The 24,760-nt window shown below is 71.8% G+C and carries 15 protein-coding genes and 1 pseudogene; 9 read left to right on the top strand and 7 right to left on the bottom strand.

Annotated elements, in window-relative coordinates:
* The first annotated feature begins 35 nt into the window (after nucleotides 1-35).
* A complete protein-coding gene (locus JEQ17_RS06280) occupies nucleotides 36-569 on the top strand; it encodes a MarR family winged helix-turn-helix transcriptional regulator (RefSeq protein ID WP_200394273.1) in 534 nt (177 codons plus the stop codon).
* A gap of 21 nt (nucleotides 570-590) precedes the next feature.
* On the opposite strand, the gene JEQ17_RS06275 is transcribed toward JEQ17_RS06280, so the two are convergent.
* Nucleotides 591-965 carry a nuclear transport factor 2 family protein gene (locus JEQ17_RS06275; protein WP_200394272.1) on the bottom strand — a complete coding sequence of 125 codons (375 nt, stop codon included), beginning with the start codon at nucleotides 963-965 and terminating at the stop codon, nucleotides 591-593.
* 186 nt (nucleotides 966-1,151) lie between these two features.
* Between JEQ17_RS06275 and JEQ17_RS06270 the strand changes: the two genes are divergently transcribed.
* Together JEQ17_RS06270 and JEQ17_RS06265 are read left to right on the top strand one after the other, a co-directional pair.
* Nucleotides 1,152-1,448: a hypothetical protein gene (locus JEQ17_RS06270; protein ID WP_055618292.1), complete on the top strand. Its 297-nt coding sequence runs from the start codon at nucleotides 1,152-1,154 to the stop codon at nucleotides 1,446-1,448.
* Nucleotides 1,449-1,578: 130 nt separating this feature from the next.
* The gene (locus tag JEQ17_RS06265) at nucleotides 1,579-1,806 is read left to right on the top strand and encodes a hypothetical protein (protein WP_200394271.1); all 228 of its coding nucleotides are present in this window, start codon (nucleotides 1,579-1,581) and stop codon (nucleotides 1,804-1,806) included.
* A 294-nt stretch (nucleotides 1,807-2,100) separates the two neighbouring features.
* Here the strand turns inward: JEQ17_RS06265 and JEQ17_RS06260 are convergent, their stop codons facing one another.
* The 3 genes and pseudogenes from JEQ17_RS06260 to JEQ17_RS06250 all read right to left on the bottom strand — a co-directional run.
* Entirely contained in the window at nucleotides 2,101-3,357 is a 1,257-nt protein-coding gene (locus tag JEQ17_RS06260) for a hypothetical protein (RefSeq protein ID WP_200394270.1), read from the bottom strand.
* Between the two features lie 131 nt (nucleotides 3,358-3,488).
* Complete coding sequence (locus JEQ17_RS06255) at nucleotides 3,489-4,574, bottom strand: polyprenyl synthetase family protein (protein ID WP_200394269.1); 1,086 nt, start codon at nucleotides 4,572-4,574, stop codon at nucleotides 3,489-3,491.
* Between the two features lie 275 nt (nucleotides 4,575-4,849).
* Nucleotides 4,850-5,878 (bottom strand): annotated as a pseudogene (locus JEQ17_RS06250) (tetratricopeptide repeat protein); the annotation flags it as partial.
* 905 nt (nucleotides 5,879-6,783) lie between these two features.
* On the opposite strand from JEQ17_RS06250, the gene JEQ17_RS06245 reads away from it, so the two are divergent.
* The 6 genes from JEQ17_RS06245 (at nucleotide 6,784) to JEQ17_RS06220 (ending at nucleotide 22,615) form a co-directional block, all read left to right on the top strand.
* Nucleotides 6,784-14,001: a type I polyketide synthase gene (locus JEQ17_RS06245; protein ID WP_200394268.1), complete on the top strand. Its 7,218-nt coding sequence runs from the start codon at nucleotides 6,784-6,786 to the stop codon at nucleotides 13,999-14,001.
* Between the two features lie 154 nt (nucleotides 14,002-14,155).
* Nucleotides 14,156-19,048 (top strand): type I polyketide synthase, encoded by a 4,893-nt coding sequence (locus tag JEQ17_RS06240; RefSeq protein WP_234048688.1) that lies wholly within the window; start codon nucleotides 14,156-14,158, stop codon nucleotides 19,046-19,048.
* Between the two features lie 125 nt (nucleotides 19,049-19,173).
* The gene (locus tag JEQ17_RS06235; protein ID WP_234048687.1) at nucleotides 19,174-19,428 is read left to right on the top strand and encodes a phosphopantetheine-binding protein; all 255 of its coding nucleotides are present in this window, start codon (nucleotides 19,174-19,176) and stop codon (nucleotides 19,426-19,428) included.
* 3 nt (nucleotides 19,429-19,431) lie between these two features.
* Nucleotides 19,432-20,280 carry an alpha/beta fold hydrolase gene (locus tag JEQ17_RS06230; protein WP_200394266.1) on the top strand — a complete coding sequence of 283 codons (849 nt, stop codon included), beginning with the start codon at nucleotides 19,432-19,434 and terminating at the stop codon, nucleotides 20,278-20,280.
* Entirely contained in the window at nucleotides 20,277-21,515 is a 1,239-nt protein-coding gene (locus tag JEQ17_RS06225; RefSeq protein ID WP_200394265.1) for a glycosyltransferase, read from the top strand. The genes JEQ17_RS06230 and JEQ17_RS06225 overlap by 4 nt, the downstream gene beginning before the upstream one ends.
* A complete protein-coding gene (locus JEQ17_RS06220; protein WP_200394264.1) occupies nucleotides 21,512-22,615 on the top strand; it encodes a class I SAM-dependent methyltransferase in 1,104 nt (367 codons plus the stop codon). Before JEQ17_RS06225 ends, JEQ17_RS06220 begins: the two co-directional genes overlap by 4 nt.
* 75 nt (nucleotides 22,616-22,690) lie before the next feature.
* Here the strand turns inward: JEQ17_RS06220 and JEQ17_RS06215 are convergent, their stop codons facing one another.
* From JEQ17_RS06215 to JEQ17_RS06205, 3 genes are all read right to left on the bottom strand, one after another.
* Complete coding sequence (locus JEQ17_RS06215; RefSeq protein WP_200394263.1) at nucleotides 22,691-23,200, bottom strand: mycothiol transferase; 510 nt, start codon at nucleotides 23,198-23,200, stop codon at nucleotides 22,691-22,693.
* A gap of 88 nt (nucleotides 23,201-23,288) precedes the next feature.
* On the bottom strand, nucleotides 23,289-23,699 hold the full coding sequence (locus tag JEQ17_RS06210; RefSeq protein WP_383384096.1) for a Zn-ribbon domain-containing OB-fold protein: 411 nt from the start codon (nucleotides 23,697-23,699) through the stop codon (nucleotides 23,289-23,291).
* Between the two features lie 107 nt (nucleotides 23,700-23,806).
* Complete coding sequence (locus tag JEQ17_RS06205) at nucleotides 23,807-24,538, bottom strand: TetR family transcriptional regulator (protein WP_200401332.1); 732 nt, start codon at nucleotides 24,536-24,538, stop codon at nucleotides 23,807-23,809.
* Between the last annotated feature and the right edge of the window lie 222 nt (nucleotides 24,539-24,760).

Here is a 24,760-nt window from a genome sequence, read left to right as displayed (position 1 = left end):
TATCGGGCAGCCGTCCGGACGTCAGGAGGGGATCGGTGGGCGATTCGGTCGACCGGCACGTCGCGCTCTGGTCGAAGGAGCTCGACTGGATGGACCCGGTCAAGGAGGCGATCTTCGCGCGGCTCGGCATCCTGGCACGGCACGCGGCGCAGGCCCGCCGGGACACCCTGGCCTCCGACGGGCTCAGACACTGGCAGTTCAAGGTGCTGCTCACCCTGCGCAGGCTCGGCCCGCCCTACGAGACGAGCCCGTCACGGCTCGCCGAGCTGCTCGGCCTGACCCGGGGCGCGCTGTCGGCACGGCTCGGCCCGCTGGAGGACGCCGGCCTGATCACGCGTACGCACGACGCGGCAGACCGCCGCCGGGTCCACGTACGGCTCACCCCGGCGGGATACGACGCGTTCGAGCGGCACGCGGCCTCCGAAGAACATGGCGAGAACGCGCTGCTCTCAGTGCTGTCAGAAGGAGAGAAGCGGACACTCGCCGACCTGCTCCGGAAGCTGGTCGAGGCCGCAGAGGCCGCCCCGGACGCGTCCGAGCCGAAAAGGTCCAGGTCAGACGGGTCGTGATCCGGACCCCCGGCATACCCCTTACTGCTCTGGGTCGTCCCATGCCTGCAGCACCACCTGGTCGACGATCTTGCCGTCGCGCAGCGACATCATCGAGTTCGCGAGCACCCTGGTGCCGTCCGCGTACTGACAGGACTCGGTGAAGGCGACTTGGTCGCCCTGGATCACACACTGTTCCAACTTGTGTGTCATGTCGCGGCTGTAGACGTCGACGAGCATCTCGCGGATCTGCTCGCGGCCGTGCATGACCTTGGGGTGGCTGGGCTGGGTGTTGCGGTCGACGACGCGCATTTCCGCGTCGTCCGCGTACAGCGACAGGAGCGCCGACGCGTTCTGGCCTTCGATACCCCGGCGCAGCGCTTCGGTGTCGAAGCCGGGGCTTGCCGCAGTGCCCATGATGGACCTCCTTGTGGACCACTGGCGAAGACCGCGGCCCGCCGTGGAGCGGACCGTTGAGGGCCTCTCCCTCCGAGACTCCTCCGGCACGGCGGCCACGGCAAGCGCAGCCGGGCCGATGAGCCTGTCGGGTGAGGAGCCGGGTGCGGCCGTGTCCGTGGGCGGCCCGCCACCGTTGCTGAAGGCATGATCTCAACACGACGTATCGTCGCCGCCGTTGGCCTCGCCGTCGGCGTCACGGGCCTTGCCGTACCGTCCGCGACCGCTGCCACCACCCCGGAGACGGGAAAGGTGAACCCCATCGCGATGCTCGACTCGCTCGCCGTGAGCGACCTTCCCGCGGAGCACAAGGCCCAGATGCCGAGGGTCTCCGACCAGCTCGACAAGCTCAACGAGCTGAACGGCCTCTACCAGCTGGAGCAGCTCCACCAGGTGACCGACCTCGCGGCCCCCGCCATGGGACTGGTCGGGGCCTTCGAGTAGAGCCGTCGAGTACCGAACGGCCCGGCCCGTCGGCGTGCGTCTCGTGGGGAGGCGCACGCCGACGTCGTTCTCGGCGAAGCGATTGCGGCCCCCGGATGCGCGCCGGGGCGGTCCGGGTGAGGCTGAGGGCATGTCGGAACATCCCGTAGTGGTCGTGCACCCGCCGCAGGAGGAGGGCGGGCGGCGCGTGACGGTCCACGGCGAGTCGATCGGCGTCGCCATGAACCTCCCGGACGTCGTCGAGTTCCTGCGCCGCGCGGGCCTGGAGTTCGACGAGAACGAGGTCGCGGTGTCGCCGCTCATCGAATGGCGCGGCGGAGGCCCGTCCTACTGGGGTCCGGAGCCGCGCCGCCCCTGACGGCCGTACGCAGGTGAGAGGGCGGGTGTAGGGGCCCACGTCCTTCCTCGGGAGTACCTCGCCCCCGGCGACTGACACCACGGGACCAGGGCGAAGGCCTCCACGGGCACGATGTGCGGGGCCGCGGTGGCGCGGAGGCTGGTGGCACCAGGAATGAGGAGGCCGCCATGAACCGCCGGATCCGCATCCGTCCCACCCGCCGCACGACCACCGCGCGCGACACGACGATCGATCGCAGGACCCCCTCGGGCCGACTCCTGCCGTACTGACTGCCCTACCGACCCCTGGCGGACCTCAGCAGATGGTCTGGGTGCTGTTGACCAGGGTGTTGTTGCGGAACGTGGTGTTGTCACCGCAAGGGCTCTCCCGGATCGAGGAGTTGGTCACCCTCAGATTCTGGACGGTGATGTCCGAGTTGTTCGGGAACTCCGAGCGGGCGGCCAGCCGGATCTCACCGCCGCCCGTGACACTGCCGCTCTGGGCGGCGAGGTTCACGTTGTAGCAGTTCTCGATCAGGATCGCGTTGTTGCCGGTGTTGGAGATGGTCACCCGGTCGATGGTCGCGCCGCCGCTCTCGGAGACGCAGAAGACGCCCCTGCCGCCGCCGCGCGAGACGACCTCGCCGACCCGCACGTTGGTCGGGTAGCCGCTGCCGATCCGGCCGTTGCGGTTGGCCATGCGGAAGGCCGCGTACCCCGTACCGGCACCCGCGCCGTCCGCGTCGACCTTCGCGACCGTCGCGTTGATGGTCTGGTTCAGCAGCAGACCGGACTCGCCAACGTTGCGCGCGGTGACCGTACCGATGGTGAGGCCGTCGACCCCGTACGTCTCCACGGCGTGGCTGCTCGCCCCGGAGACGTACACGTTGTCGATCCGGACGTTGCGTGTCCACTGGCTGGTGTCGCCGCGGTTGTCGATGCGTACGCCGAGACCGCGGGAGAGGCGCATGTCGATCTGGCCGAGTACGACGTTGGTGACGTTGCGCATGAAGATGCCGTACAGCGGGGTGCCGGTGAGGTTCAGATGCTGGACCTCGATGTCCCGGGCGCCGCGTGCGTAGACCGGGGCCTGGTCGCCGGAGCCCGAACCGGTGACATTGATGGTGCCGCAGACGTCGAGCACGGTGTAGCTCGGCAGGGAGACCCGGGAACCCGCGCCGATGGCGCCCGAGCCGCGCACCACCACCCGTTCCTTCGAAGTACGGCCCGCCGTAAGGCTGTTGACTGCCGCCTGCATCGCGGCCCGCATGTCGGTTCCGGTGTACGTGACACTGCTGCCCCGCCGGGCGGTCCAGGTGCTGCCGTTCAGCACGGCCTCGGCCTGGTACGAGCCCTCGCCGCACGCTGCCGCCGCCTGTTGCGGGGCCGCGCTCGCGGGGGCCGTGAGCAGGGCTGCTCCGGTGAGGAGGGCGGTCGCGCACGCGACGGTGACGCCGGCCCGCCTCCTGCGGGCTCCGGCGGGTGTGGGGGGTTGGGTGGCCGTGGTGGCCGTGGTGGCCGTGGTGGCCGTGGCGGTCTTGCGGATGAGGTGAGGTGCGGCTCTGCGTCCCATCTCGTCTTCTTCTCCTGTGTGGGGGTCCGCCGCCCGCGCGAATGAGTCGCAGCAAGCGTTTTCTATGGCGGGCGGTGAGTTTGGCAAGGGCTTTCTACGGCGTCAAGGGGCCCGTGTGACAAAGGAGTTGGTCACATCTCGCGACGTACGAGGAAAGCCAGCAGCGCACGAAGATCGTCGGCCGCGTGCGAAGCCGTGGGGAGGCTGTCGAGGCACGCGTGGACGTGGGCGATGTGACGGTGGGCCTCCGCCAGCGCGGCGCTCCGGCCGCCGGCCTCCTCGATCACGGCGGCGGCCCGGCGGGCGGTCGTGTCGTCGAGCTCTTCGGCGCCCCCCAGGAGACGGGCGAGCGGGCGGGCGGCGGCCGGGGTGTCGAGAGACGCCAGAACCGGGAACGTCTTCTTGCGCCGACGCAGGTCCGCGTGGACCGGCTTGCCCGTGACGGCGGGGTCGCCCCAGATGCCCAGGAGGTCGTCGATCACCTGGAAGGCCACGCCGAGATGACGGCCCGCGCGGTCGAGCGCGGTGACCGTAGTCGCCGGAGCCCCGGCGACTACGGCGCCCAGGGCGGCGGCACAGCCCAGCAGCGCGCCGGTCTTGTTCTCGGCCATCGCCCGGTATTCGTCGGGGCCGACGGCTTCCGGACCCGTCCAGGGACGCGACTCGAAGAGCAGGTCGTCGGCCTGACCGCTGACGAGGTCGTTGAGCGCGGTGGACAGGTGGCGGACAGCCGATGGGATGTCGTTGCCGGGCGCCGAGGCCAAGGTCTCCACGGCGAGGGCGAACAGCGCGTCCCCCGCGAGGACGGCAGGGCCGGTGCCGTACGCCTTCCAGACCGTGGGGCGGCCCCGCCGGGTCGCGTCGCCGTCCATGATGTCGTCGTGGAGCAGCGAGAAGGTGTGCACCAGTTCCACCGCGACGGCCGCGCTCACTCCCGCGCCCGCGGGTGCCCCGGCCGCCTTCGCGCCCAGGACGGCAAGGGCCTGCCGCAGCCCCTTGCCGCCCGCCGCGGTGCCTGGCGCGGCGGGCGCGCCACTGACCTCGCGCCAGCCGAAGGAGTACGCCGCCATCTCGCCCACCCACGGGTGCAGCCGACCTACCGCCTCGGTCAGCGCGGGGCGCACCAACGCCCGGCTGCGGTCGAGGAGTTGAACGGCGCGATCGGCATCGGTCGTGGTGGGGAGGGGCGGATGCGGCGCGGAGGTCGTCACTGTCATCGCTGAACCTCCTTGCTTGCGAGGGTGGTTGCTGGGGTGTCGGCCGCTGTCGCTGTCGCAGCCGCATCTACTTCGGTGGCGGTGGCGGTGGCGGTGGCGGTGGCAGTGACAGGGGCAGTGGCGGCCGGCGTGCCGGGAGTCGGCGTGGGGGTGGCCGGGCTGTCCGTGCCTGCCGCCACCGGGTCGGAGGAGTGCGCGCTCGTCTCGTTGCCGGTCAGGGCGCCCGCGTCCGGCATTGTGGCCGCCCGAACGTTCGCACCCGCGTCGGCGGCCGTATCCGCCACGATGCCCAACTCTGCCTGCGCGCGAGCCACCATCTGCCGTGCGTGCCGCAGCCCGATGCGTTCCAATACCTGGGCCAGGTCGGCCAGTTCGGCCGCCGTGTCCGCGAGGTCGTGGCCCAGGTGGGCCAGGGACTTGGCGAGGCCGAGCCGGGACAGCGCCTCCCCGCGGGGCTCGCTCATCGCGCGGAACTCCGCCAGTGCCCGGGTGTAGACGTCCCGGGCCTCCGCGTAACGCCCGGCCCGGTAGAGGACGTTGCCGCGCATCTTGTGGTTGTAGGCCAGCGCGCTCGACAGGTTCATCTCCCGGCAGGTCACCTCGGCCTCGGCGAGCAGGTCGAGCGCGCGCCCGGCATCCCCGTCGCGGACGGACACGATGTCGGCCAGGCCGCGCAGCGCCCACGCGTGGCCGCGCCGATCGTCGGCCCGTCCGGCGATCTCCGCGGCCTCCTCGAACATCGCGTACGCCGTGTCGTACGAGCCGGTGTTGCGGTGTATCTGCGCGATGCCCTCCAGGGCCCACACGGTGTGCCGCGCCTCGCCGCGCTTGCGTGCCTCGGCCAGGAGTTGCTCGTGCAGCGCGCCGACCGCCTCGTAGTCGCCCTGGATGCGTCCCGTCTCCGCCATCCCGGCCAGCGAGTAGCCGCGCACGACGATGTCGCCGCCGCGCTCGCCGAACTCGGCCGCGAGCCCCAGCAGCCGCCAGGCGAGAGGGAACGCGCCCCGCTGGCGTGCCAGCGTGCCGCCGCTCCACAGGGCCCATGCCATCGCGGCGGTGTCCCCGGCCTCCCGGGCCGCACGGTAACTCGCCTTCCACGCACGGTCGGCGTCACCCACCTGCCCGAGCCGCCGGTGCGCCTCCGCGACCGCGAGACCCGAGCGGGCCACCTCTCCCCGTGCTCCGGCGCGCTCGGCGGCACGCAACTGCTCGGTGCCCGCGGCCAGTACGTCGACCAGGGAGGAGTTCACGGACAGGGTGGTGAGCGCACCTTGGTACTCGGGTGCGAATGCCTTGCCGTACATGCGTGCCTTTCGGTCTGCCGATGCTCGGACGAGGCGGTGGCGGACCTGACTCCGCACGCGTATACACGGTGTGTATACGCGATGTGTATAGTGCCCTGTTTTCCACCCCGGGCCATGTGTCCTGGGGCGACGGGTCACCGGCGCCGCCGCGCCACCTCGTTGTCGATCAAGACGTCGGTGTCGGCGGCGGGGTTGCCTCTGCGGTGTAGATCACAGTCGGGGTGGGGGAGTCGTCGTGGTGCGTCCGGGCCCCAGGCCGGATTGTCGTGGCCGGCCCGGAGTGATTGGTTTCTCGCGAGCGATTCGACCGATTGATCCGAAGTGCGGTCTCCCGGTGTCGGCGAGGCGATTCTTGAAACGTCGTGCGGTTGCGGAGGGGTAAAATTCTGCTGGCGGTTCGGGGGGAGAGCGCGGGTAAAAGGGAAATCCCTGTGAATGAGCCGGGACGGTGTCCCGCGATGGAGTCAGGTGTGTGGGGATTTGTTTCTCGACATCGCGCCGCGTGCGGATCTTCGGCGTGCGGCCTGACAAGGACTTCTCGTACGGACATGTGAATTTTACAGAGTGGCCCTGCGCTGCCGTCCGTGTTTCACAGGGGTGAATCATGGCGCTGCTTTTGGCGGACTTGCGGCGCTGTCGTCCGGCTAGCGTAGTGACTGATTGCAATTGGCCGGGTTTTCGGTTCTTGGGGCCCGACGGGGCTTGGCTGGATCGATTCCACGGCGTAGCGGGAGGTCGGTGCGATGTTGACCGACGGGTAACTGTGGCGCTAGCTTCCAACGGGTTGGTTTTCGCGTGGGAGTTTCCCCCCCCGACGCCGTGTAAACGGTGTATGTCCGCGTGGGCCAATTCGTCGTCTCCAGGCACCCCCCACCGTGCAGTCTCACCGATTATTTCGGAGAATCATGACGTCTGCTGTGCGCGCCGAGGACATGATCATTGGAATCACCCCGTTCGGTGAACCCGAGGCCAGGCTTGCCGCCGCAGTCAGCCGTGCGGGCGGCTTAGGGGTACTTGACCTGGGGGTCGGTGACCGAAGAGCCAGAGAGGCCCTGGCGTCCCTCCGGCGCTGGGCACCGGGACCGTTCGGAGTGCGGGTCGGAGCACACTGCCGGATCGCTCCCGGAGAACTGGATCCTGGCGAACTGGATCCCGGGAAACTCGAACCCGGAGAATTCGCGCCTGGAAAGAAGAGCGGAAAGCCGGGAAAGCGAGACGACGGTGGCCTTCATACCATCGTCCTCGGCATGGATTCGCCATGGCAGATCGACGAGGTCACCGCGACGCGCCGGGTCCTGGTGGAGGTCACGGACCTGGAGCAGGCTCTGGCGGCGGTCCGCGCCGGAGCGCACGGTCTGATCGCCCGCGGCAGCGAGAGCGGCGGCCGGACCGGGGAGCTCAGCACCTTCGTCCTGCTCCAGCACCTGCTCGCCGAGCCCGGCGTCGACCTCCCTGTCTGGGCCTGCGGCGGCATCGGCCCCCGTACGGCGGCGGCCGCCGTGGCCGGCGGGGCGGCCGGAGTGGTCCTGGACAGCCAGTTGGCGCTGCTCGCCGAGGCGAGGTTGCCGGAACCGGCAGCCGCGGCACTACGGTCCATGGACGGTTCGGAGACAGTCGTGGTGGGCGGGCACCGGGTGCTGCACCGCCGGGGCCCGGACGCCCCGCGCGTCCCGGCCGACGACCCACTGCTGGTGTCGGGGATGCTCGGTGCCCAGGACCCCCGTACCCAGCTCCTGCCGGTCGGTCAGGACGGCTTCCTCGCCGCCCGCTTCGCCGAGCGCTGGGGTGACGCGGGCCGGACGGTCCGTGCCCTGATCGCCTCCGTACGGGACGCCGTACGCGATGACGGGCCGGGCGCGGCACTGCGCCCAGGGTCTCCGATGAGCCGGGCTCTCGGCACGCGGGTGCCCGTCGCCCAGGGGCCGATGACCCGGGTCAGCGACCAGGCGCGGTTCGCCGCAGCCGTCGCCGCGGACGGGGCCCTGCCGTTCATCGCGCTGGCCCTCGCGAGCGGAGAGCAGACGCGTACGGTCCTGGAGCAGACCCGCGCCGCAGTGTCCGGGCGGCCCTGGGGTGTCGGCGTGCTCGGATTCGCCCCCGAGGAGACCAGAAACGCCCAGCTCGAAGCCGTACGGGAGTTGCGGCCCACGCACGCGATCATCGCGGGCGGACGACCGTCCCAGGCCGAGGCGCTGGAGCGGGCCGGGATCAGGACCTTCCTGCACGTGCCCTCGCCGGGACTGCTCCGCCAGTTCCTCGACGCCGGAGCCCGCCGCTTCGTCTTCGAGGGCTCCGAATGCGGCGGCCACGTCGGACCGCGTGCGAGCTTTTCTCTGTGGGAAGCCCAACTGGCCGTGCTGGAAGACTTCTTGGAGGGCGCGGACGCCGAAACGGCCGGACGCGTCGAGGTGTGCTTCGCGGGCGGTGTCCACGACGAGCGCTCGTCGGCGATGGTGGCCGCGCTCGCCGCTCCACTGACCGCGCGCGGGGCCGCCGTCGGCGTCCTCATGGGAACCGCCTACCTGTTCACCGACGAGGCGGTGGAGTGTGGAGCGGTCCAGCCGCTCTTCCAGCAGCAGGTCATGGCCGCCACCCGCACCGCGCTGCTGGAGACGGCGCCCGGCCACGCCACCCGCTGTGTGCCCAGTCCGTTCAGCGAGAACTACCGGGAGTTCGAGGCGGAGCTGCGCGAGCGCGGTGTGCCCGAGAGGCGGATCTGGGAGGAACTGGAACGGCTCAACGTCGGGCGGCTGCGGATCGCGAGCAAGGGGATCGAGCGGGACGCCACCGGCGAACTGGCGGCAGTGGCCGAGGAACGCCAGCTCTCCGAGGGCATGTTCATGGCCGGGGAAGTGGCCGTCCTGCGCTCGGCGACCACCACGATCAACGCGCTGCACGGTTCGGTCACCACCGGCGCGGCGGGGTTTCTCGCCGCCCGCACGGCCCTCCTTCGCGAACGCCTCGGGATGGACACGGCCGAGGAGCCCGCGGAGCCCGAGCCGCTGGACGTGGCCGTGGTCGGCATGGCCTGCATGTTCCCGGGGGCCCCCGACCTCGCCGCCTACTGGGCGAACATCCTCGGCGGCCACGACGGCGTCGGTGAGGTCCCCGCCGACCGCTGGGACCCGGCCGTGCACTACTCGGAGGGCACGGACGGCGCCACCCCGTCCAAGTGGGGCGGCTTCCTGCCGCGAATCCCCTTCGACCCGCTGCGCTACGGCATCCCGCCGACCTCACTGGGCAGCATCGAGCCCGTACAGCTGCTGGCGCTCGAAGCCGCGCGGCGGGCTCTGGAGGACACCGGTTACGGGGAGCGCGCCCGGGGCTTCGACCGTTCGCGGACGTCCGTGGTCTTCGGCGCCGAGGCGGGCAGCGACCTCTCCAACGCCGCCACCCTGCGTGCCGTGCTGCCCTCCTACTACGGCGAGGTGCCGGCAGGTCTGGACGGTCAACTGCCCAGGCTCACCGAGGACTCCTTCCCCGGCATGCTCGCCAACGTCATCTCGGGGCGGATCGCCAACCGGCTGGACCTGGGCGGCGCCAACTACACCGTCGACGCGGCCTGCGCGTCGTCGCTGGCCGCCGTCGACGTGGCCTGCAAGGAACTCGTCGGCGGTACGAGCGACGTCGTCCTGTGCGGGGGCGCCGACCTGCACAACGGCATCAACGACTATGCCCTCTTCTCCTCCGTGCACGCGCTCTCCCCGACCGGTCGGTCGCGGGCCTTCGACAGTTCGGCGGACGGGATCGCCCTGGGCGAGGGCATCGCCTGTGTCGTGCTCAAGCGGCTCGCGGACGCCGAACGGGACGGCGACCGGATCTACGGCGTGATCAAGGGAGTCGGCAGTTCCAGCGACGGCCGCTCGCTCGGACTGACGGCGCCCCGACCCGAGGGCCAGCGTGCCGCGCTGGAGCGCGCCTATCACAACGCGGGGATCTCACCGGCCGACGTCGGCCTGGTCGAGGCCCATGGCACCGGGACCGTGGTCGGGGACCGTACCGAACTGACCATCCTCAGCGAGGTGTTCACCGAGGCCGGGGCCAAGTCGGGCGGCTGCGCGCTCGGTTCGGTCAAGTCGCAGATCGGACACACCAAGTGTGCCGCCGGTCTCGCCGGTCTGATCAAGACCGTGCTGTCCCTCTACACGGGGGTCAAGCCGCCCACCCTGCACATGAAGCGGCCGAACCAGGCGTGGCAGGAGGAGAGCAGCCCGTTCGTCTTCCACGCACGGCCACGGCCCTGGGCGGCCCCGGCCGAGGAACGCGTCGCCGGGCTCAGCGCGTTCGGCTTCGGCGGGACCAACTTCCATGTGGTGCTCAGCGCCCACACCGCCGCCGAACCGCCCGCCCACGGCCTGGACAGCTGGCCCGCCGAGCTGTTCACCTTCCGAGGTACGGATCCGGCGGCGGCCCGGCGAGCCATCGAGGACGTACTCAAGGCAGCCGAGACCGACGGCCGCCCGTGGCGTCTGCGCGACCTCGCGCTGAGTGCGTCCCGCCGCGCCGACGCCCGCCATGAACCGGTCCAGGCGGCGGTCGTCGCCACCGACGTGGACGGGCTGATCGGTCAGCTGCGCCGGGCCCTGGCGGGCGAGCACGATCCGGCCGGAGGCATCCACCTCGCGGACGCCGGACGAGCCTTGGCCGACGTCAGCGAGCAGGCGCGGGTGGACGTGGGGCGGGTGAGCGCAGACGCCGGGTTGGCGGGCGTGGGCGCGGGGCCGGCGGGCGCAGACGAAGGGCTGGCGGGTACGGGCGTGGGGCACGTTGGCGTGGGCGCGGGGCAAGCACCGCCCGGGCCGCGTCGAGCGGCGGGGGCCGACGGCAAGGTCGCGTTCCTCTTCCCGGGCCAGGGCAGCCAGCGGCCCGGGATGCTCGCGGACGTGTTCATCGCCTTCCCCGAGCTCCAGCACTATCTGCACCTCGGCCGCGACCACGCCGACGCCCTGTATCCGCCCGCCGCCTTCGACACGGCTGCCCGGGACCGCCGGCGGGCCGGGATCACCGACACCCGGGTCGCCCAGCCCGCGCTGGGCATCGCCGGACTCGCCGCCCACGCGCTGCTCACCGCGGCCGGCGTACGACCCGACATGGCCGCCGGGCACAGCTACGGCGAACTGGTCGCCCTCTGCGCCGCGGGCGCGCTGACACCGGAGGCGCTCCTAGAGTTGAGCGCCGAGCGGGCGGCGGCGATCCTCTCGGCCGTCGGCGAGGACCCGGGAACCATGGCGGCGGTGACGGCCGAAGCCGAAGACGTCGAGCGGGCCCTGCGCGAGACGGGAGCTCCCGCAACGGTCGTCGTCGCCAACCACAACTCGCCTCGGCAGACGGTGATTTCAGGCCCGACCGAGGCGATGGCCACCGCTGTTTCGCTGCTGCGTGCGGCCGGACACCGCGCCGAACGCATACCCGTCGCCTGCGCCTTCCACAGCCCGGTGGTGGCCGCCGGTGGAGAGCGGTTCGCCGAGGCACTCGCGAGCCGGACCGTGCGTACGCCCGAGTTCCCGGTGTGGTCCAACCGCACAGCGGCACCGTACGGGGACCACGCCGACGAGATCCGTGCGGAACTCGCCGCCCAGATCGGCGCCCCCGTCGGATTCGTCGCACAGATCGAGGCCATGTACGAGGCCGGGGCGAGGATCTTTGTCGAGGCCGGACCCGGATCCATACTCACCCGCCTGGTCGCACAGATCCTCGGCGACCGCCCGCACCGCACCGTCGCGTGCGAGCCGCGCCACGACAGCGGACTGCGCGGCTGGCTCGACGCACTGGCCCAACTGGCCGTGGCGGGGCTGCCGGTACGCACCGGATGGCTGTTCCAGGGACGCGACGCCGTCGACGCGACCCGGACCCCGGAGCCCAAGCGGCCCGGATGGACGGTCGACGGGCAACTGGTCCGTACGGCCGCCGGAGAACTCCTCCCCGGCGCCCTCGCGCCGGCCCGACGCGTTGTGGAGACGACAGTGACCACGAGCCACGCGAACCACGGAAACGGCGTCCCGGCCGACAGGGACGCCCTGATCGTCGAATACCTGCGCACCAGCCGGGAGATGGTGGCTGCCCAGCGGGACGTGCTGCTGACCTACTTCGGTGCCACGGCGGGGGAGTGGATTCCCGCGCCTGCCGCGCCCGTCGTGCCCGCCGTGTCCACCGGGGTCGGCACCCATCTGCGGGCCGTACCGGCTGCCGCTGAGCTTCCCGTGGCTCAACAGCCGCCGGTTCCGGGACCGGGGGCGGCAGCGGCGCCCACCACCGCCGAGATGCCCGCCGCCGAGACGGTCACGGCAGCCGTCACGGAAGCGGACGTTCTGGCGGTCGTACTGGAGATCATCAGCGAGCGCACCGGCTATCCCGTGGACATGATCGAGCCCGATCTCGACCTGGAGGCCGACCTCAGCATCGACTCCATCAAGCGGGCCGAAATCGCCGGTGAACTGGCCAAGCGCCTGGGCGCCGGGGGCGGCGTGGACGTCGCCGGGCTGGACGACGCGGAACTGGAGGACCTGGCGAAGGCCCGAACGGCCGCGTCGGTGACGAGCTGGCTCGCCGCGCGCCTCGCGGGGCCCGCCGAACCGTCCGGCGGCACGGCGGCCGGGGGGACCGAGACGCCGGAGTCGGTGGCAGTCACCGGTGAGGCCCCGAAACGCTTTCAGCTGCGGCCCGTGCTTCTGGAGCAGCAGGACGGCGACGGCTCGGCGGACGCGTCCGCCGTACTGGCCGGAAAACGGTTCGTCCTTCTCGGCGACGAGAGTGAGGACGTGTCCCGGGAGGTCTGCTCGCGGCTTGCGGCGCATGGAGCCGACGCCGTCGTCCTTGGGCCGGAACACCTGCTCACCGAGGCGGACGGCCGGGTGGACGGGGTGCTGTACCTCGATTCCCTCGCCGATTCCTCGTCACCGGTGCTGCCTCACGCTTTCCCGGTGTTCCAGGCCGCCCTGCGCCGGGGACCGCGCTGGATGCTCGCCGCCCGGGCCGCCGACGGGGACTCCCCGAGCCTCCGGTCGGCTGGGCTGCACGGCTTGTTCCGTACGGTCGCACGTGAGTACCCGGAGACGGTCGCGCGGGTCGTCGATCTCGCCGAGGCCACGCCGGTCGCCGTCGCCGACGCGCTGGTCGCCGAACTGCTCGCGGCCGAACCGGCCCCGGTCGTCCTGCGCACGGTGGCCGGTCGCCATGGACTGGAACTCGTCGAGACACCGCTGGGCGCCCTCGGCACCACCGGCGCCGGACCGGCGGGTGACGGAGCCGCCGAGGCCGCCGCCATCGGCCTCGACCGGGACTCGGTGGTGCTGCTGGTCGGCGGGGCCCGCGGCATCACCGCGACCTTCGCCGCCGCACTCGCCGCGGCCTCCCGGTGCCGTATCGAACTGCTCGGCAGGACCCCGGCGCCGACCGGACCCGAGGATCCGGCGATCGCCGCGGCCGCGGACCGCGCCGCGCTGCGCACGGTGCTGGCCGCCCGCGCGGGCGGCGGCGTGACACCCGCCGACATCAACCGCGAGGCCGAACTCGTCCTGGCCCAGCGGGAGATCACCGCAACCCTGGCGGAGCTCACGGCGCTCGGCAGCACGGCCCGCTACCACTCCGTGGACTTCCGGGAGCCGGACGCCGCGCTCCAGGCGGTGAAGGAGATCCACGCCGAGCACGGCCGGCTCGACGGTGTCGTCTACGCGGCCGGAGTGATCGAGGACCGGCTGATCGCCGACAAGACCGCCGAGTCCTTCCAGCGCGTGTACGAGACGAAGACGAGCGGCGCGGAGACCCTGCTGACAGCGCTGGAGGAGTTCCCGAACGGGCCCGCGTTCGCCGTCCTGTTCGGCAGTATCTCGGCCGTCCTCGGCAACCGTGGCCAGGTCGACTACGCGGCGGCCAACGACGCCCTGCAGAGCCTCGGCGTCGACTGGGCCGCCCGCACCGGCCACCGTGCCCTGACCGTGCACTGGGGACCGTGGGCGCCGACCGGCGGTCACACCGGAATGGTGACCCCGGAGCTCGGACGCGAGTACGCCAGGCGAGGGATCAAGCTCATCGACCCGGAGGAGGGCACCGCGGCATTGCTGCGCGAACTCGCCTGGGGCGACGAGTCGGCCGGAGCGGTCGTCTACACCTCGTCGGGCTGGTGACATGAACGACCTGACGGATCAAGCCGATCGGGACGAACTGAGCCGGGGCGAACTGAGTCGGAGTCAACTGAGTCGGAGTCAACTGAGCCAAAGTCAACTGAGCCGAAGTCAACTGAGGGAGCGTCAACTTCCGTCCCCCGTGGCCATCGTAGGGATGGCGGTGCTGCTGCCCGGTGCCGCCGACCTCGACGCGTACTGGCGGAACCTCCTGGCGGGTACGGACGCCATCACCGATGTACCCGATGGGCGGTGGGACGCCGACTACTACCGCCCCGGTTCCGCGACCGGACCGGCCGCCGCCGACCAGGTGTACTGCCGGCGCGGCGGCTTCGTCGACGGGCTCGCCGACGTGGAGGTCACCCGGTTCGGGATCATGCCGAACTCGGTGCCCGGCACCGAACCCGACCAGCTCATCGCGCTGAACGTGGCCGCCGCCGCCCTCGTCGACGCGGGCGGCGAGGACCGGCTGCCCGACCGGCACCGCATCGGCGTCGTACTCGGCCGGGGCGGCTACCTCACCCCCGGCCTGGTCCGCCTCGACCAGCGGGTCCGCACCGCCGGTCAACTCGTGCGTACGCTGGGCGAGTTGCTGCCCGACCTGGACGCGGGGCAACTCGACCGGGTCCGGGCTGCGTTCACCGAGCGACTCGGGCCCGACAGCCCCGAGTCGGCCATCGGCCTGGTGCCCAACCTCGCGGCCTCACGCGTCGCCAACCGGCTCGACCTGCGCGGCCCCGCCTACACCGTGGACGCCGCCTGCGCGTCCTCGCTGGTCGCCGTCGACCAGGCGGTGAACGAACTGGCCTCCGGACGCTGCGACTTGATGCTCGCCGGCGGAGTGCACCACTGCCACGACATCACCCTGTGGAGCGTCTTCTCCCAACTCCGCGCGCTCTCCCCGAGCCAGCGGATCCGCCCGTTCCACCGCGAAGCCGACGGCATCCTGATCGGCGAGGGCACCGGTGTGGTGGTGCTCAAGCGACTGGCTGACGCCGAACGCGACGGCGACCGGATCTACGCGGTCATCCGGGGCACCGGCGTGGCGAGCGACGGCCGCGCCGCAGGTCTCGTCAACCCCGACCCCGGCGGCCAGGCCCATGCCGTACGCCAGGCCTGGCAAGCGGCGGGGCTCGACCCCGCCAGGACCGGATCGATCGGCCTCCTGGAGGCCCACGGCACCGCGACCCCGGCAGGCGACGCGGCCGAACTGACCACCCTGGCCGAGGTGTTCGGCGCCGGCACGGACGGTGACCCCGCGGTGATCGGTTCCGTGAAGTCGATGATCGGGCACACCATGCCCGCCGCCGGAGTGGCCGGTCTGGTGAAGGCAGCCCTCGCCGTCCACCACGGGATGCTCCTGCCGACGCTCCACTGCGACGACCCGCACCCCGCGCTCGCGGCCACCCGCTTCCGCCCGCTGGCGACGGCGATGCCCTGGGAGACCGGTCCCGGGCAGCCGGTGCGCCGGGCGGCCGTCAACGCGTTCGGCTTCGGCGGGATCAACGCCCATGTCGTACTGGAGGAGGCGCCCGGCGCACGGGCGATCCGGCACGCGGCGGCCGCTTCCCCGCCCCTGCCCTCTCCTGTGCCTCTGCCCGACCCCGAGCCCTCGTCCCTTCCTCGGACCGTCGCCGTGCCCCAGTCCCAGCCCCAGTCCCAGCCCCCGACCGCGACCCTGACCCCGACCGCTTCCGTCGCCGAGCCCGAGCCGGTGCTTCTGCTCGCCGCCGACAGCCCCGAGCGCCTGGCCGCCCTGCTGGAGGCCGACGACTCGGCCCTGCTCGCGGCCGGTCTCGACACCGGCCGAACACATCCGGACGTGGGCCGGGCCCGGCTCGGCATCGTCGCCCCCACCGCCAAGCGGCTCGCCCTGGCCCGCCGGGCGGTAGCCAAGGGACGCGCCTGGCACGGCCGCAGCGATGTCTGGTTCACACCGAGTCCGCTGCTCGGCGGCGGAGGTCGGGACGAGAACACGAGCGGCAAGCTGGCCTTCGTCTTCCCGGGGCTCGAAGGCGACTTCGAGCCCCATGTCGACGACGTCGCCGCTCACTTCGGGCTTCCCCGTATCCCTGCGCCTGTCTCGAACACCGAGGGGGCGGCCCGGGTCTCGGACGTGGGCCGCCACGGATTCGGTGTCGTCGGCGTCGGACGGCTGCTCGACGGCGCGCTGCGCCACATGGGCGTCGTCCCGGACGCGGTGGCCGGGCACAGCGTCGGCGAGTGGACGGCGATGGTGGCCGCCGGGATGTACGACGGGGACGAGGTGAGCGACTTCATGGCGTCGTTCGACCCCGACGCGCTGACCGTCCCGGGCCTGTCCTTCGCCGCTCTCGGCGCCCCCGCCGGGCGAGTCCTGGAGGCCCTCGACGACGGGTGGACGGACGCCGGAATCGTCCTCTCCCACGACAACGCGCCGAACCAGTCGATGGTGTGCGGACCTCATGAGGCGGTGGAGGAGTTCGTACGTTCCTTCCGTGCCCGGGGCGTGCTCAGCCAGGTGCTGCCCTTCCGGTCCGGCTTCCACACACCGATGCTGAAGCCCTACCTCGCACCCATCGAGGAAGCGGCGAACCGCTTCCGACTGCATCGGCCGACCGTGCCCCTGTGGTCGGGAACGACCGCGGCGCCGTTCCCGGTCGGCGAGGCCGCCGTACGCGACCTGTTCGTCAGACACCTGCTGGAACCGGTCCGCTTCCAGCAGTTGATCGAGGCCATGTACGCGGCGGGCCATCGCGCCTTCGTTCAGGTCGGCACCGGGCAGCTCGGCTCGCTCGTCGGAGACACGCTGAGCGGGCGGGATCACTTGGTCGTGGCGGCCAACTCGCCCCACCGCACCGGCCTCGCCCAGCTCCGCCGCGTGGCGACGGCGCTGTGGAGCGCGGGCGCGGCGGTCGCTCCGGCACTGCCGCCGTCCGGGGCGGTCGCTCCCGCGCTGTCGCTGTCAGCGCTCCGTTCCGCCGGCCTTTCCGCTCCCTCCACTACTTCCTCCGCATCCTCTGCTTCCTCCACTCCTTCCGCTACTTTCGCCGGCTCCGCCGCTCGCTCCGCGGGGCCCGTCGACCCTGCGCGCCCCGCTCGGACGGCCCGGTCGACCGTCCGCCTCGACCTCGGCGGGGCGCTCGTCTCGCTCGACGGCCCGGCCCTCACGCAGCTGCGCGCCGAGCTGCGCGGCACACCGGCCCCGAGTGATGCAGTCCCCACGGCGGTCGCTGCGGGCCCGTCGCCCCTGGAAGCCCTCGCCCCGCGCATGCCGGTCGCCGCCGAGCTGAGCGCGCTGTTGCGGGACACCGCCGACACGGCCGCCGCACTGATCACGGCAGGCAGCCGCCACTCCGGCCCTGCCACGGCCACAGCTCCTACTCGCGCCCTGCCGCCTTCCCCGGTACGCGCCCCGGTCCGCGCCCCGGCCCGGGCAGCCGCTCCCACCCAAGCCCCCGCCCCCACCCCCGCGCCCCCCGCTACCAAGCCGCCCGGCCAGGAATGGCGCACCACCGTCCACGTATCCCCAGAAGCGATGCCCTACCTCCTGGACCACTGCTTCTTCCCGCAGCGGCCCGGCTGGCCCGATGTGGCCGACCGCTGGCCGGTCGTCCCCGCGACCACGATCGTTCACCACATCATGGAGGCGGCCCAGGACGCGGCCCCCGGCATGCGGGCGGTCGCCGTGCACGGGGCCCGGTTCGACCAGTGGCTCACCGCAACCCCGGCAGTCGAGGTACCGGTCACCGCCGTTCCCGACGGCCCCGGCCGCCTCGCGGTCTCCTTCGGCCCCCGGGCCCGTGCGGTCGTCGAGCTGGCGGCCCGCTATCCGGTGGCACCCCCGACCCCGTGGCGTGCGGACCCCGCCTCCGAGCGAGCCCCCGACCACACCGCGGCCCAGCTCTACGCCGAGCGCTGGATGTTCCACGGCCCAGCCTTCCACGGGGTCACCGAACTCACCGCGATCGGCGACAGCCACGTACGAGGCGTGCTCACCACGCCGACCGCCCCCGGCGCCCTGCTCGACAACGTGGGCCAGATACTCGGCTACTGGATCATGGCTACCCGTACGGAACGGACCGTCGTGTTCCCCGTGCAGATGCGGCACATGCGGTTCTACGGGCCGCACCCGCGCCCCGGGACCGACGTGGCCTGCCTGGTGAGGATCACCTCCCTCACCGACACCGTGCTCGAAGCCGACGTCCAACTGGTCGTCGCGGGTGAGGTGTGGGCGGAGCTCACGGGCTGGCAGGACCGCCGTTTCGACAACGACCCGCAGACCAGGCCCGTAGAGCGGTTCCCCGAGCGCAACACCCTCTCCCAGGCGCGGCCCGGCGGCTGGTCCCTGCTCCACGAGCGCTGGCCCGACCTCGCCTCGCGCGATCTGATCATGCGCAACTCCCTGAGCGGCGCGGAGCGTTCGGAGTACGAGCGGCACGCTCCCCGGGGGCGCAGACAGTGGCTGCTGGGCCGGATCGCCGCCAAGGACGCCGCACGGCAGTGGCTGTGGGACCACGGCGAAGGACCGGTCTTCCCGGCCGAGATCCGGGTGCGCAACGACGAGTCGGGGCGGCCGTACGTCACCGGGCTGCACGGCCGGTCTCTGCCCTCGTTGGACATCTCGCTGGCCCACCGAGCGGAGGCCGGGGTCGCGATCGTACGGCCGCACAGGCCCGAGCCGGGGCCGGGCATCGACATCGAAGAGGTCGTCGAAAGGGATGCGGAGACCCTCGCCGTCGCCCTCGGCGAGGACGAGTTGAGGCTGCTGGGCGCCCGATGTGCCGCCACCGGTGAATCGGAGGCGCTGTGGTTCACCCGGTTCTGGGCGGCCAAGGAAGCGGTCGCCAAGGCGGAGGGCACCGGCTTCCGCGGACGACCCCGGGACTTCACCGTGCTCGAAGCGACGGCCGAAGGCGCCGCCGGACACCGGCTGTTGGTCTCGGGGCGCCTCGAACGCGCGTACACCGTGCACTGCGAGCGGACCGGCAACCCGCCGGGACTGCCGGACAGGGACTACGTCGTGGCCTGGACGACCGGACCGACGGACCAAGAGGAGAGCGATCGATGAACCCGAGTCAGCCGACCGGTGCGACCGACGACGAACTCGTGCGCGCGGAACTCGTGCGTGTGGAACCCGTGCGTGCGGAACTCGCAGGCGCGGACGAGGAGTCGGTCCTCGCCGATCTCACCGGCATGCTCGCGACCCTCCTCGACGAGTACGGCCTCGACGACGTCGAGGTCCGCATGGAGACCACGTTCAACCGCGATCTGGAACTGGAGAGCATCGACCTCGTGACGCTGGCGGGTCTCCTGGGGGAGCGATACGGGGACCGGGTCAACTTCGCCGAGTTCCTGGCCGGTATGGAGTTCGACGAGATCATCGAACTCACCGTCGGCAGGCTCGTCGAGCACGTCGTGCAGAGCCTCGAAGCGGCGGAGGCGGTCTGAGCCATGGCGATGGTCGACACCGGCGATGTCCGGCTGCACGTCCAGCGGATGACCCCCAAGGCAGGGCGCCCGGTCACCGCGACCGCGGTTCTCGTCCACGGTCTGCTCACCGACAGCCTGGCCAGCTACTACTTCACCCTGGCACCGGTGTTCGCGGTGTCCGGCATCGACGTGATCATGTACGACCTGCGCGGTCACGGCCGCAGCGAGCGCCCGGAGAGCGGCTACCGCCTCGACGACCACCTCGACGACCTGGAGGCGCTGCTCGACCGGCTGGAGGTGGCTGGACCGGTCCAACTGGTCGGCAACTCCTTCGGCGGGTCCGTCGCCTTCGGCTACGCCGCCCGCCACCCGGAGCGGGCGGCCGGTGTCTCCCTGATCGAATCGGAGCCGGCGACCGCGGGCTGGGCGGCGACCATGGACGGGGTGCTGCGGCAGGTGCTGACCGAGCTGGCGCACAACGAGGCCGCCGCGCTGGCCTGGATCACCGCCAACCGCAGCCAGAACACCGCCCGCCTGGCGAAGGGCGCGGCCCGCCTGGCCCGCGAGACCACCCTCGCCCGGGACATCCCGGTCAGTCAGGTGCTGACCGAGGACCAGATCCGGTCCGTACGCTGCCCGGTGCTCGCCCTCTACGGTGGCGAGTCGGCCCTCGTCGAGCGGGCACCCTGGCTGGAGTCGCTGTTGCCCGACTGCCGGACCGTCGTGGTGCCGGGGCACGAGCACTCCGTACTCGTGGAGGCGCCGGGGGCGGTCGGCGGCCACATCCTCTCGATGATCGGCGAGGGGACTCACGAGGAGGGCGTGGCGGAGCGGGGCGTGGCCGAGCTCGTGAGGGTCGAGGGCCGGTGAGCGGCTTCCTGTTCGTCGTGCCGCCCCTGGTCGGCCACATCAACCCAACGGTGGGCGTCGCGGCGGAACTGACCGCGCGGGGACACCGGGTGGCCTGGGCGTCCGCCGATCCCGGGCTCGTCCGGCGGCTCGCGGGGCACGAGGCAGTGGTGTTCCCGTGCGCGGGACCGGTCCTGACAGGGGAGGACGGAGTCCGGCCGGCTGAGCTCCGGGGTCCGGAGGCTCTGAAGTTCCTGTGGGAACGGTTCCTGGTGCCACTGGCCGAGGCGATGGCCCCCGGCATACGGGCGGCCATCCAGGAGTTCGGCCCCGATGTCGTAGTCGCCGATCAGCAGGCCTTCGCCGGAGGGCTGGTCGCCGAGCGGCTGCGCGTGCCGTGGGCCACCTCGTCCACCACCTCCGCCGAATTCACCTTCGCCGACGCGCTGGCGGGCATGCCCAAGGTCGCGGACTGGCTCGACACGCTGCTCCACGATCTGCGCGGCCGCATCGGTGATCCGTCGGGCACGGCGGATCCGCGGTTCTCGCCGCACCTGGTACTCGCGTTCAGCACACCGGAGTTGGTCGGCGCAGGCGCAGGCGCAGGCGCAGGGTCGGGGGCTGGGGCCGAGGCCGGTGACCGGATCCGCTGGGTCGGCCCCTCGATGGCTCCCCGGCCGGACGCTGCCGACTTCCCCTGGGACTGGCTCGACCCCGCCCGCGCCACGGTGCTCGTGACCCTCGGCACCGCCAACACCGATGTCGGGGCCCGCTTCCTCACCGAGTGCCGCGACGCCCTGCGCACCCGTGCGGACCGGGTGCAGACGGTGATCGTCGACCCCGCGAACGTGCTCGGCGTACCCCCGGACCTGGACGACAAGGACGTACTGATCCGTCCCTCGGTCCCCCAACTCCCGCTCCTCGAACGGGTCGACGCGGTCGTCTGCCACGCCGGGCACAACACCGTGTGCGAGGCGCTCTGGCACGGTATCCCTCTCGTCGTGGCCCCCATCCGCGACGACCAGCCCGTCGTCGCCGGGCAGGTCGTCGACGCGGGAGCGGGCATCCGGGTCAGGTTCGGGCGGGTCACCGCGCCCAAGCTCGGCGCGGCGATCGACGCCGTACTCCACGAACCCGGCTACCGCGCCGCCACCGAGCGGATCCGTACCGCGTTCCGTGCCGCGGGTGGCGCCCGCGCGGCAGCAACTCACCTCGAAGAACTGGCCGTCGGCGCGCCCTCCAAGGAGGCCCCATGAGCGACGCAGAGCACGAACCACAACAGGCCGACGCCGAGCCGGAACCCAGCCGCACCGAACAGGTCGCCGCGCTGCGCCCTGCATACCAGGCCGACTTGGCGCGCGGCCTGGAACGGTTCTTCGAACCCCGGCGCTCCGACTGCCCCTGGTGCGGCTCGGCACGGCTCAAGACGCGTCTGCGCACCACCGACGTGATCCAGCACAAGCCGGGCCACTTCGTCCTCGACCGCTGCCAGGACTGCCGGCACACCTTCCAGAACCCCCGACTCAGCGCCGAGGGGCTGGAGTTCTACTACCGCGACTTCTACGACGGCCTCGGGGAGAAGCAGGTCGGCAAGACCTTCGGGGACCGGACCACGATGTACCGGCAGCGCGCGGAGTCGCTGCTGCCGTTCGTCGAGACGCCCAAGAACTGGCTGGACGTCGGCACCGGCCACGGCCACTTCTGCGAGTCGGCGCGGACCGTCTTCCCCGGCACGGCCTTCGACGGGCTCGACTTCACCGACGGCGCCGAACTCGCCGAGCGCGCCGGACGCGTGGAGCGGGGCTACCGCGGCACCTTCCCCGACCTGGCCCCGGAACTCGTCGGCCACTACGACGTGGTGAGCATGTTCCACTACCTGGAACACAGCACGGAGCCCGGCCGCGAACTGGAGGCCGCGCACCGGACGATCCGCCCCGGCGGTCATCTGCTCATCGAGGTCCCCGACCCCGACAGCCGCTATGCCCGCCTTCTCGGCCGCTGGTGGCTGCCCTGGCTCCAGCCGCAGCACCTGCATCTCGTCCCGGTCGAGAACCTGCGGCGCAGACTGACCGATCTCGGTTTCACGGTGGTGGCGGAACAGCACGCCGAACCGCACGATCCGGTCGACCTCCTGGCGGGCGTCTGGCTGGCCCTCGACACGGCCGCTCCACGCGAGGACCTGCCGTGGCTGCCACACCCGCCGAACCGCCGACAGCGGACGCTGCGCACGACGATGCTGATCGCCGGTGTTCCCGCCCTGATCCTGGGCACCTTGTTGGACCGGTTCGTGATCAAACCCCTGTCGCACCGGCTGGGTCTGTCCAACGCCTACCGGCTCCTGGCGCGCCGTGACTGAGGCGACTGAAGGGTGGCGCCGAGGTGCTCACCTCACGGCACGGCCGTCTTCAACACCCTTCTTCAACGGCCGTCCTCAACGCCCCTGCAGGATCCCCCGTGCGAACGCCGCCTGCCCCACGTGCTGCAGGTCGTCGGAGAGGACGCTGACCAGGCGGGCGCCCAGCGTGACGGGCGGGGACCAGTTCTCGTCGACGATCCGGTCCAGGTCGTCGGCGCGCAGGTCGCGCAGGGCGGCCAGCGTCTGCTCGTGGACGGCGTCGTAGTAGCCGAGCAACAGGTCGCCCGAGTCGACCTGGACCTTGGCGACCTGCCGCGGGGTGTGGCCGTAGCCCGTGTCCCGGCCGGGCAGGCCCAGGGCGAAACGGTCCGGCCAGTCCTGCGACAGCCAGACCTGTTTCAGGCCGAAGGCGTCGGCGACATGGTCGTCCTGGACACGGGTGAGATGCCAGACCAGCCAGGTGATCGAGTTGGTCCGGTCGTCGATGCGTGCGTTGAGCTCGTCGGGGGATAGGCCGTCGACTGCGGCGTGGACCTCTTCCCGGATGCGACCGTACGCGTCGACGAGAACGTCCTTGGCGTGCATGGGCTCCTCCACGCTCTCCGCGGGTTCCTGTCCCTGCCCAGTGTCCCCCGCGGACCCGCCGCGCGCGTGGCGCCGGTGGGAGAGCCGGTCAGTGCCAGCCGGAGTACGGCTCCTCGACGAGCTTGAACACCGGTTCGCGGCGGACCGGGTCCAACGCCGTGGTGAGCTGGACGCGGTCGCCCGTACGGATCGCTATGAGCGGTCCCGTGACCCGGCCCCGGACGGTGAAACCCTCCGCCATCTCGACGAGCGACACATTGCGCGCGCCCGGAGTGTTGCGCTGGACGACGGTGGCGTGGCGGATGACTCCCAGGCCCGCGCTGCGCTCCGTCCGCAGGTCGCTGCCCTGGCAGACCGGGCAGAGCAGCCGGTGGAACATGGCGGTCCCGCACCAGCGGCAACGCTGGTAGAGGAGCCCTTCCTCGGCGGCCGGGCCGATGGTCGTCGCCTCCGGGTCGAGTACGCCCGTCGTGGTCCCGCTTCCTCGGTGGAACACGATGTCATCTCCCTGCGCTGGGCCGGAATCTGAAGAAGTGCGCGGAGCGCCGTGCACGACCTCAGAATATGGCACGCAGTGTCACGCGTAAAGGCACTCAGTACCCTCAATCATTCGGGATTTCGACCGAGAGCCGTCTCGACCTCCTGGACGACCCGCCACATCGGCGCACCACGCCTGGAGATGACGACGACCACGTCGTCCTCCGTCGGCTCCTTCGCCGGCTCCCCGGTCGGTTGCTGTGCCGGTCCGACGGGCGCGGGGCCCGGACCGAAGACCTCCTGCACATGGGCGAGCGCGTGATCCACCTCCGCGGACGCGTCGCTCTGGCCGTCCGAACGCAGCCACGACCGCAGCCCGTTGTTGTGCGCCGCGACCACGGCCGCGGCGATCACGTCGGCCCGCAGCGTCCCGTCACGACGACCGGCGAAACGCCCGCGCAGATACTCGGCGAGCGCGCGCTCGTACCGCCAGACCACCGACAGTTCGTACGTCCGCAGTCCCGGGACCTTCTTGGTCAGCCGGTAGCGCTGGACGGAGAACGTGGGGTTCTCGGCGTACATGCGCAGTACGACACGAGCGGCGTCGCAGACCCTGGCCACCGGGTCGTCAGCGTCCCCGCCGCTGCCTCTGCCGTTGCCACTGTCCTTGCCGAGGAAGTCGTTCATCTCGGCCAGGCAGCGCTCGTGGTCCGGGAAGACCACGTCCTCCTTGGAGGGGAAATAGCGGAAGAAGGACCGCCGCCCGACCCCCGCGAGAGCCACGATCTCGTCGACGGTGGTCTGTTCGTACCCCCGCTCCAGGAACAGCTGGAAGGCCGCCGCGACGAGGGAGTCCCGCATCGTCGGCTTCGGAGGTGTCGCATCGGCCGCCTGGTCAGGGCGGGGTGCCTCGCTCATGGTGGGGAACCTAGCACCGGACGAGGCACGGATGGCACTCGGTGTGCTCCGATCAGGGAACTGAGTGCCATGCCCGGTCGGGGCCGGGTGCCGGCCGGTCCTGGGCGCCGAGTAGGGTCCGGGCCTGTGCCCGGCCGTGAGGCCGGAGTGAACGCTGGTGCGGGT

This window comes from Streptomyces liliifuscus (genome assembly GCF_016598615.1).
Taxonomy (GTDB): domain Bacteria; phylum Actinomycetota; class Actinomycetes; order Streptomycetales; family Streptomycetaceae; genus Streptomyces; species Streptomyces liliifuscus.
The sequence above is the reverse complement of the archived record's forward strand: the minus strand, read 5'-3'. Positions and strand labels throughout refer to the sequence as shown.

Bases quoted from the DNA above. Each gene is read 5' to 3' on its own strand.
- JEQ17_RS06275 (WP_200394272.1), bottom strand. From the start codon at position 965: ATGGGCACTGCGGCAAGCCCCGGCTTCGACACCGAAGCGCTGCGCCGG.
- JEQ17_RS06270 (WP_055618292.1), top strand. From the start codon at position 1,152: ATGATCTCAACACGACGTATCGTCGCCGCCGTTGGCCTCGCCGTCGGC.
- JEQ17_RS06265 (WP_200394271.1), top strand. From the start codon at position 1,579: ATGTCGGAACATCCCGTAGTGGTCGTGCACCCGCCGCAGGAGGAGGGC.
- JEQ17_RS06260 (WP_200394270.1), bottom strand. From the start codon at position 3,357: ATGGGACGCAGAGCCGCACCTCACCTCATCCGCAAGACCGCCACGGCC.
- JEQ17_RS06255 (WP_200394269.1), bottom strand. From the start codon at position 4,574: ATGACAGTGACGACCTCCGCGCCGCATCCGCCCCTCCCCACCACGACC.
- JEQ17_RS06245 (WP_200394268.1), top strand. From the start codon at position 6,784: ATGACGTCTGCTGTGCGCGCCGAGGACATGATCATTGGAATCACCCCG.
- JEQ17_RS06240 (WP_234048688.1), top strand. From the start codon at position 14,156: ATGGCGGTGCTGCTGCCCGGTGCCGCCGACCTCGACGCGTACTGGCGG.
- JEQ17_RS06235 (WP_234048687.1), top strand. From the start codon at position 19,174: ATGCTCGCGACCCTCCTCGACGAGTACGGCCTCGACGACGTCGAGGTC.
- JEQ17_RS06230 (WP_200394266.1), top strand. From the start codon at position 19,432: ATGGCGATGGTCGACACCGGCGATGTCCGGCTGCACGTCCAGCGGATG.
- JEQ17_RS06220 (WP_200394264.1), top strand. From the start codon at position 21,512: ATGAGCGACGCAGAGCACGAACCACAACAGGCCGACGCCGAGCCGGAA.
- JEQ17_RS06215 (WP_200394263.1), bottom strand. From the start codon at position 23,200: ATGCACGCCAAGGACGTTCTCGTCGACGCGTACGGTCGCATCCGGGAA.
- JEQ17_RS06205 (WP_200401332.1), bottom strand. From the start codon at position 24,538: ATGCGGGACTCCCTCGTCGCGGCGGCCTTCCAGCTGTTCCTGGAGCGG.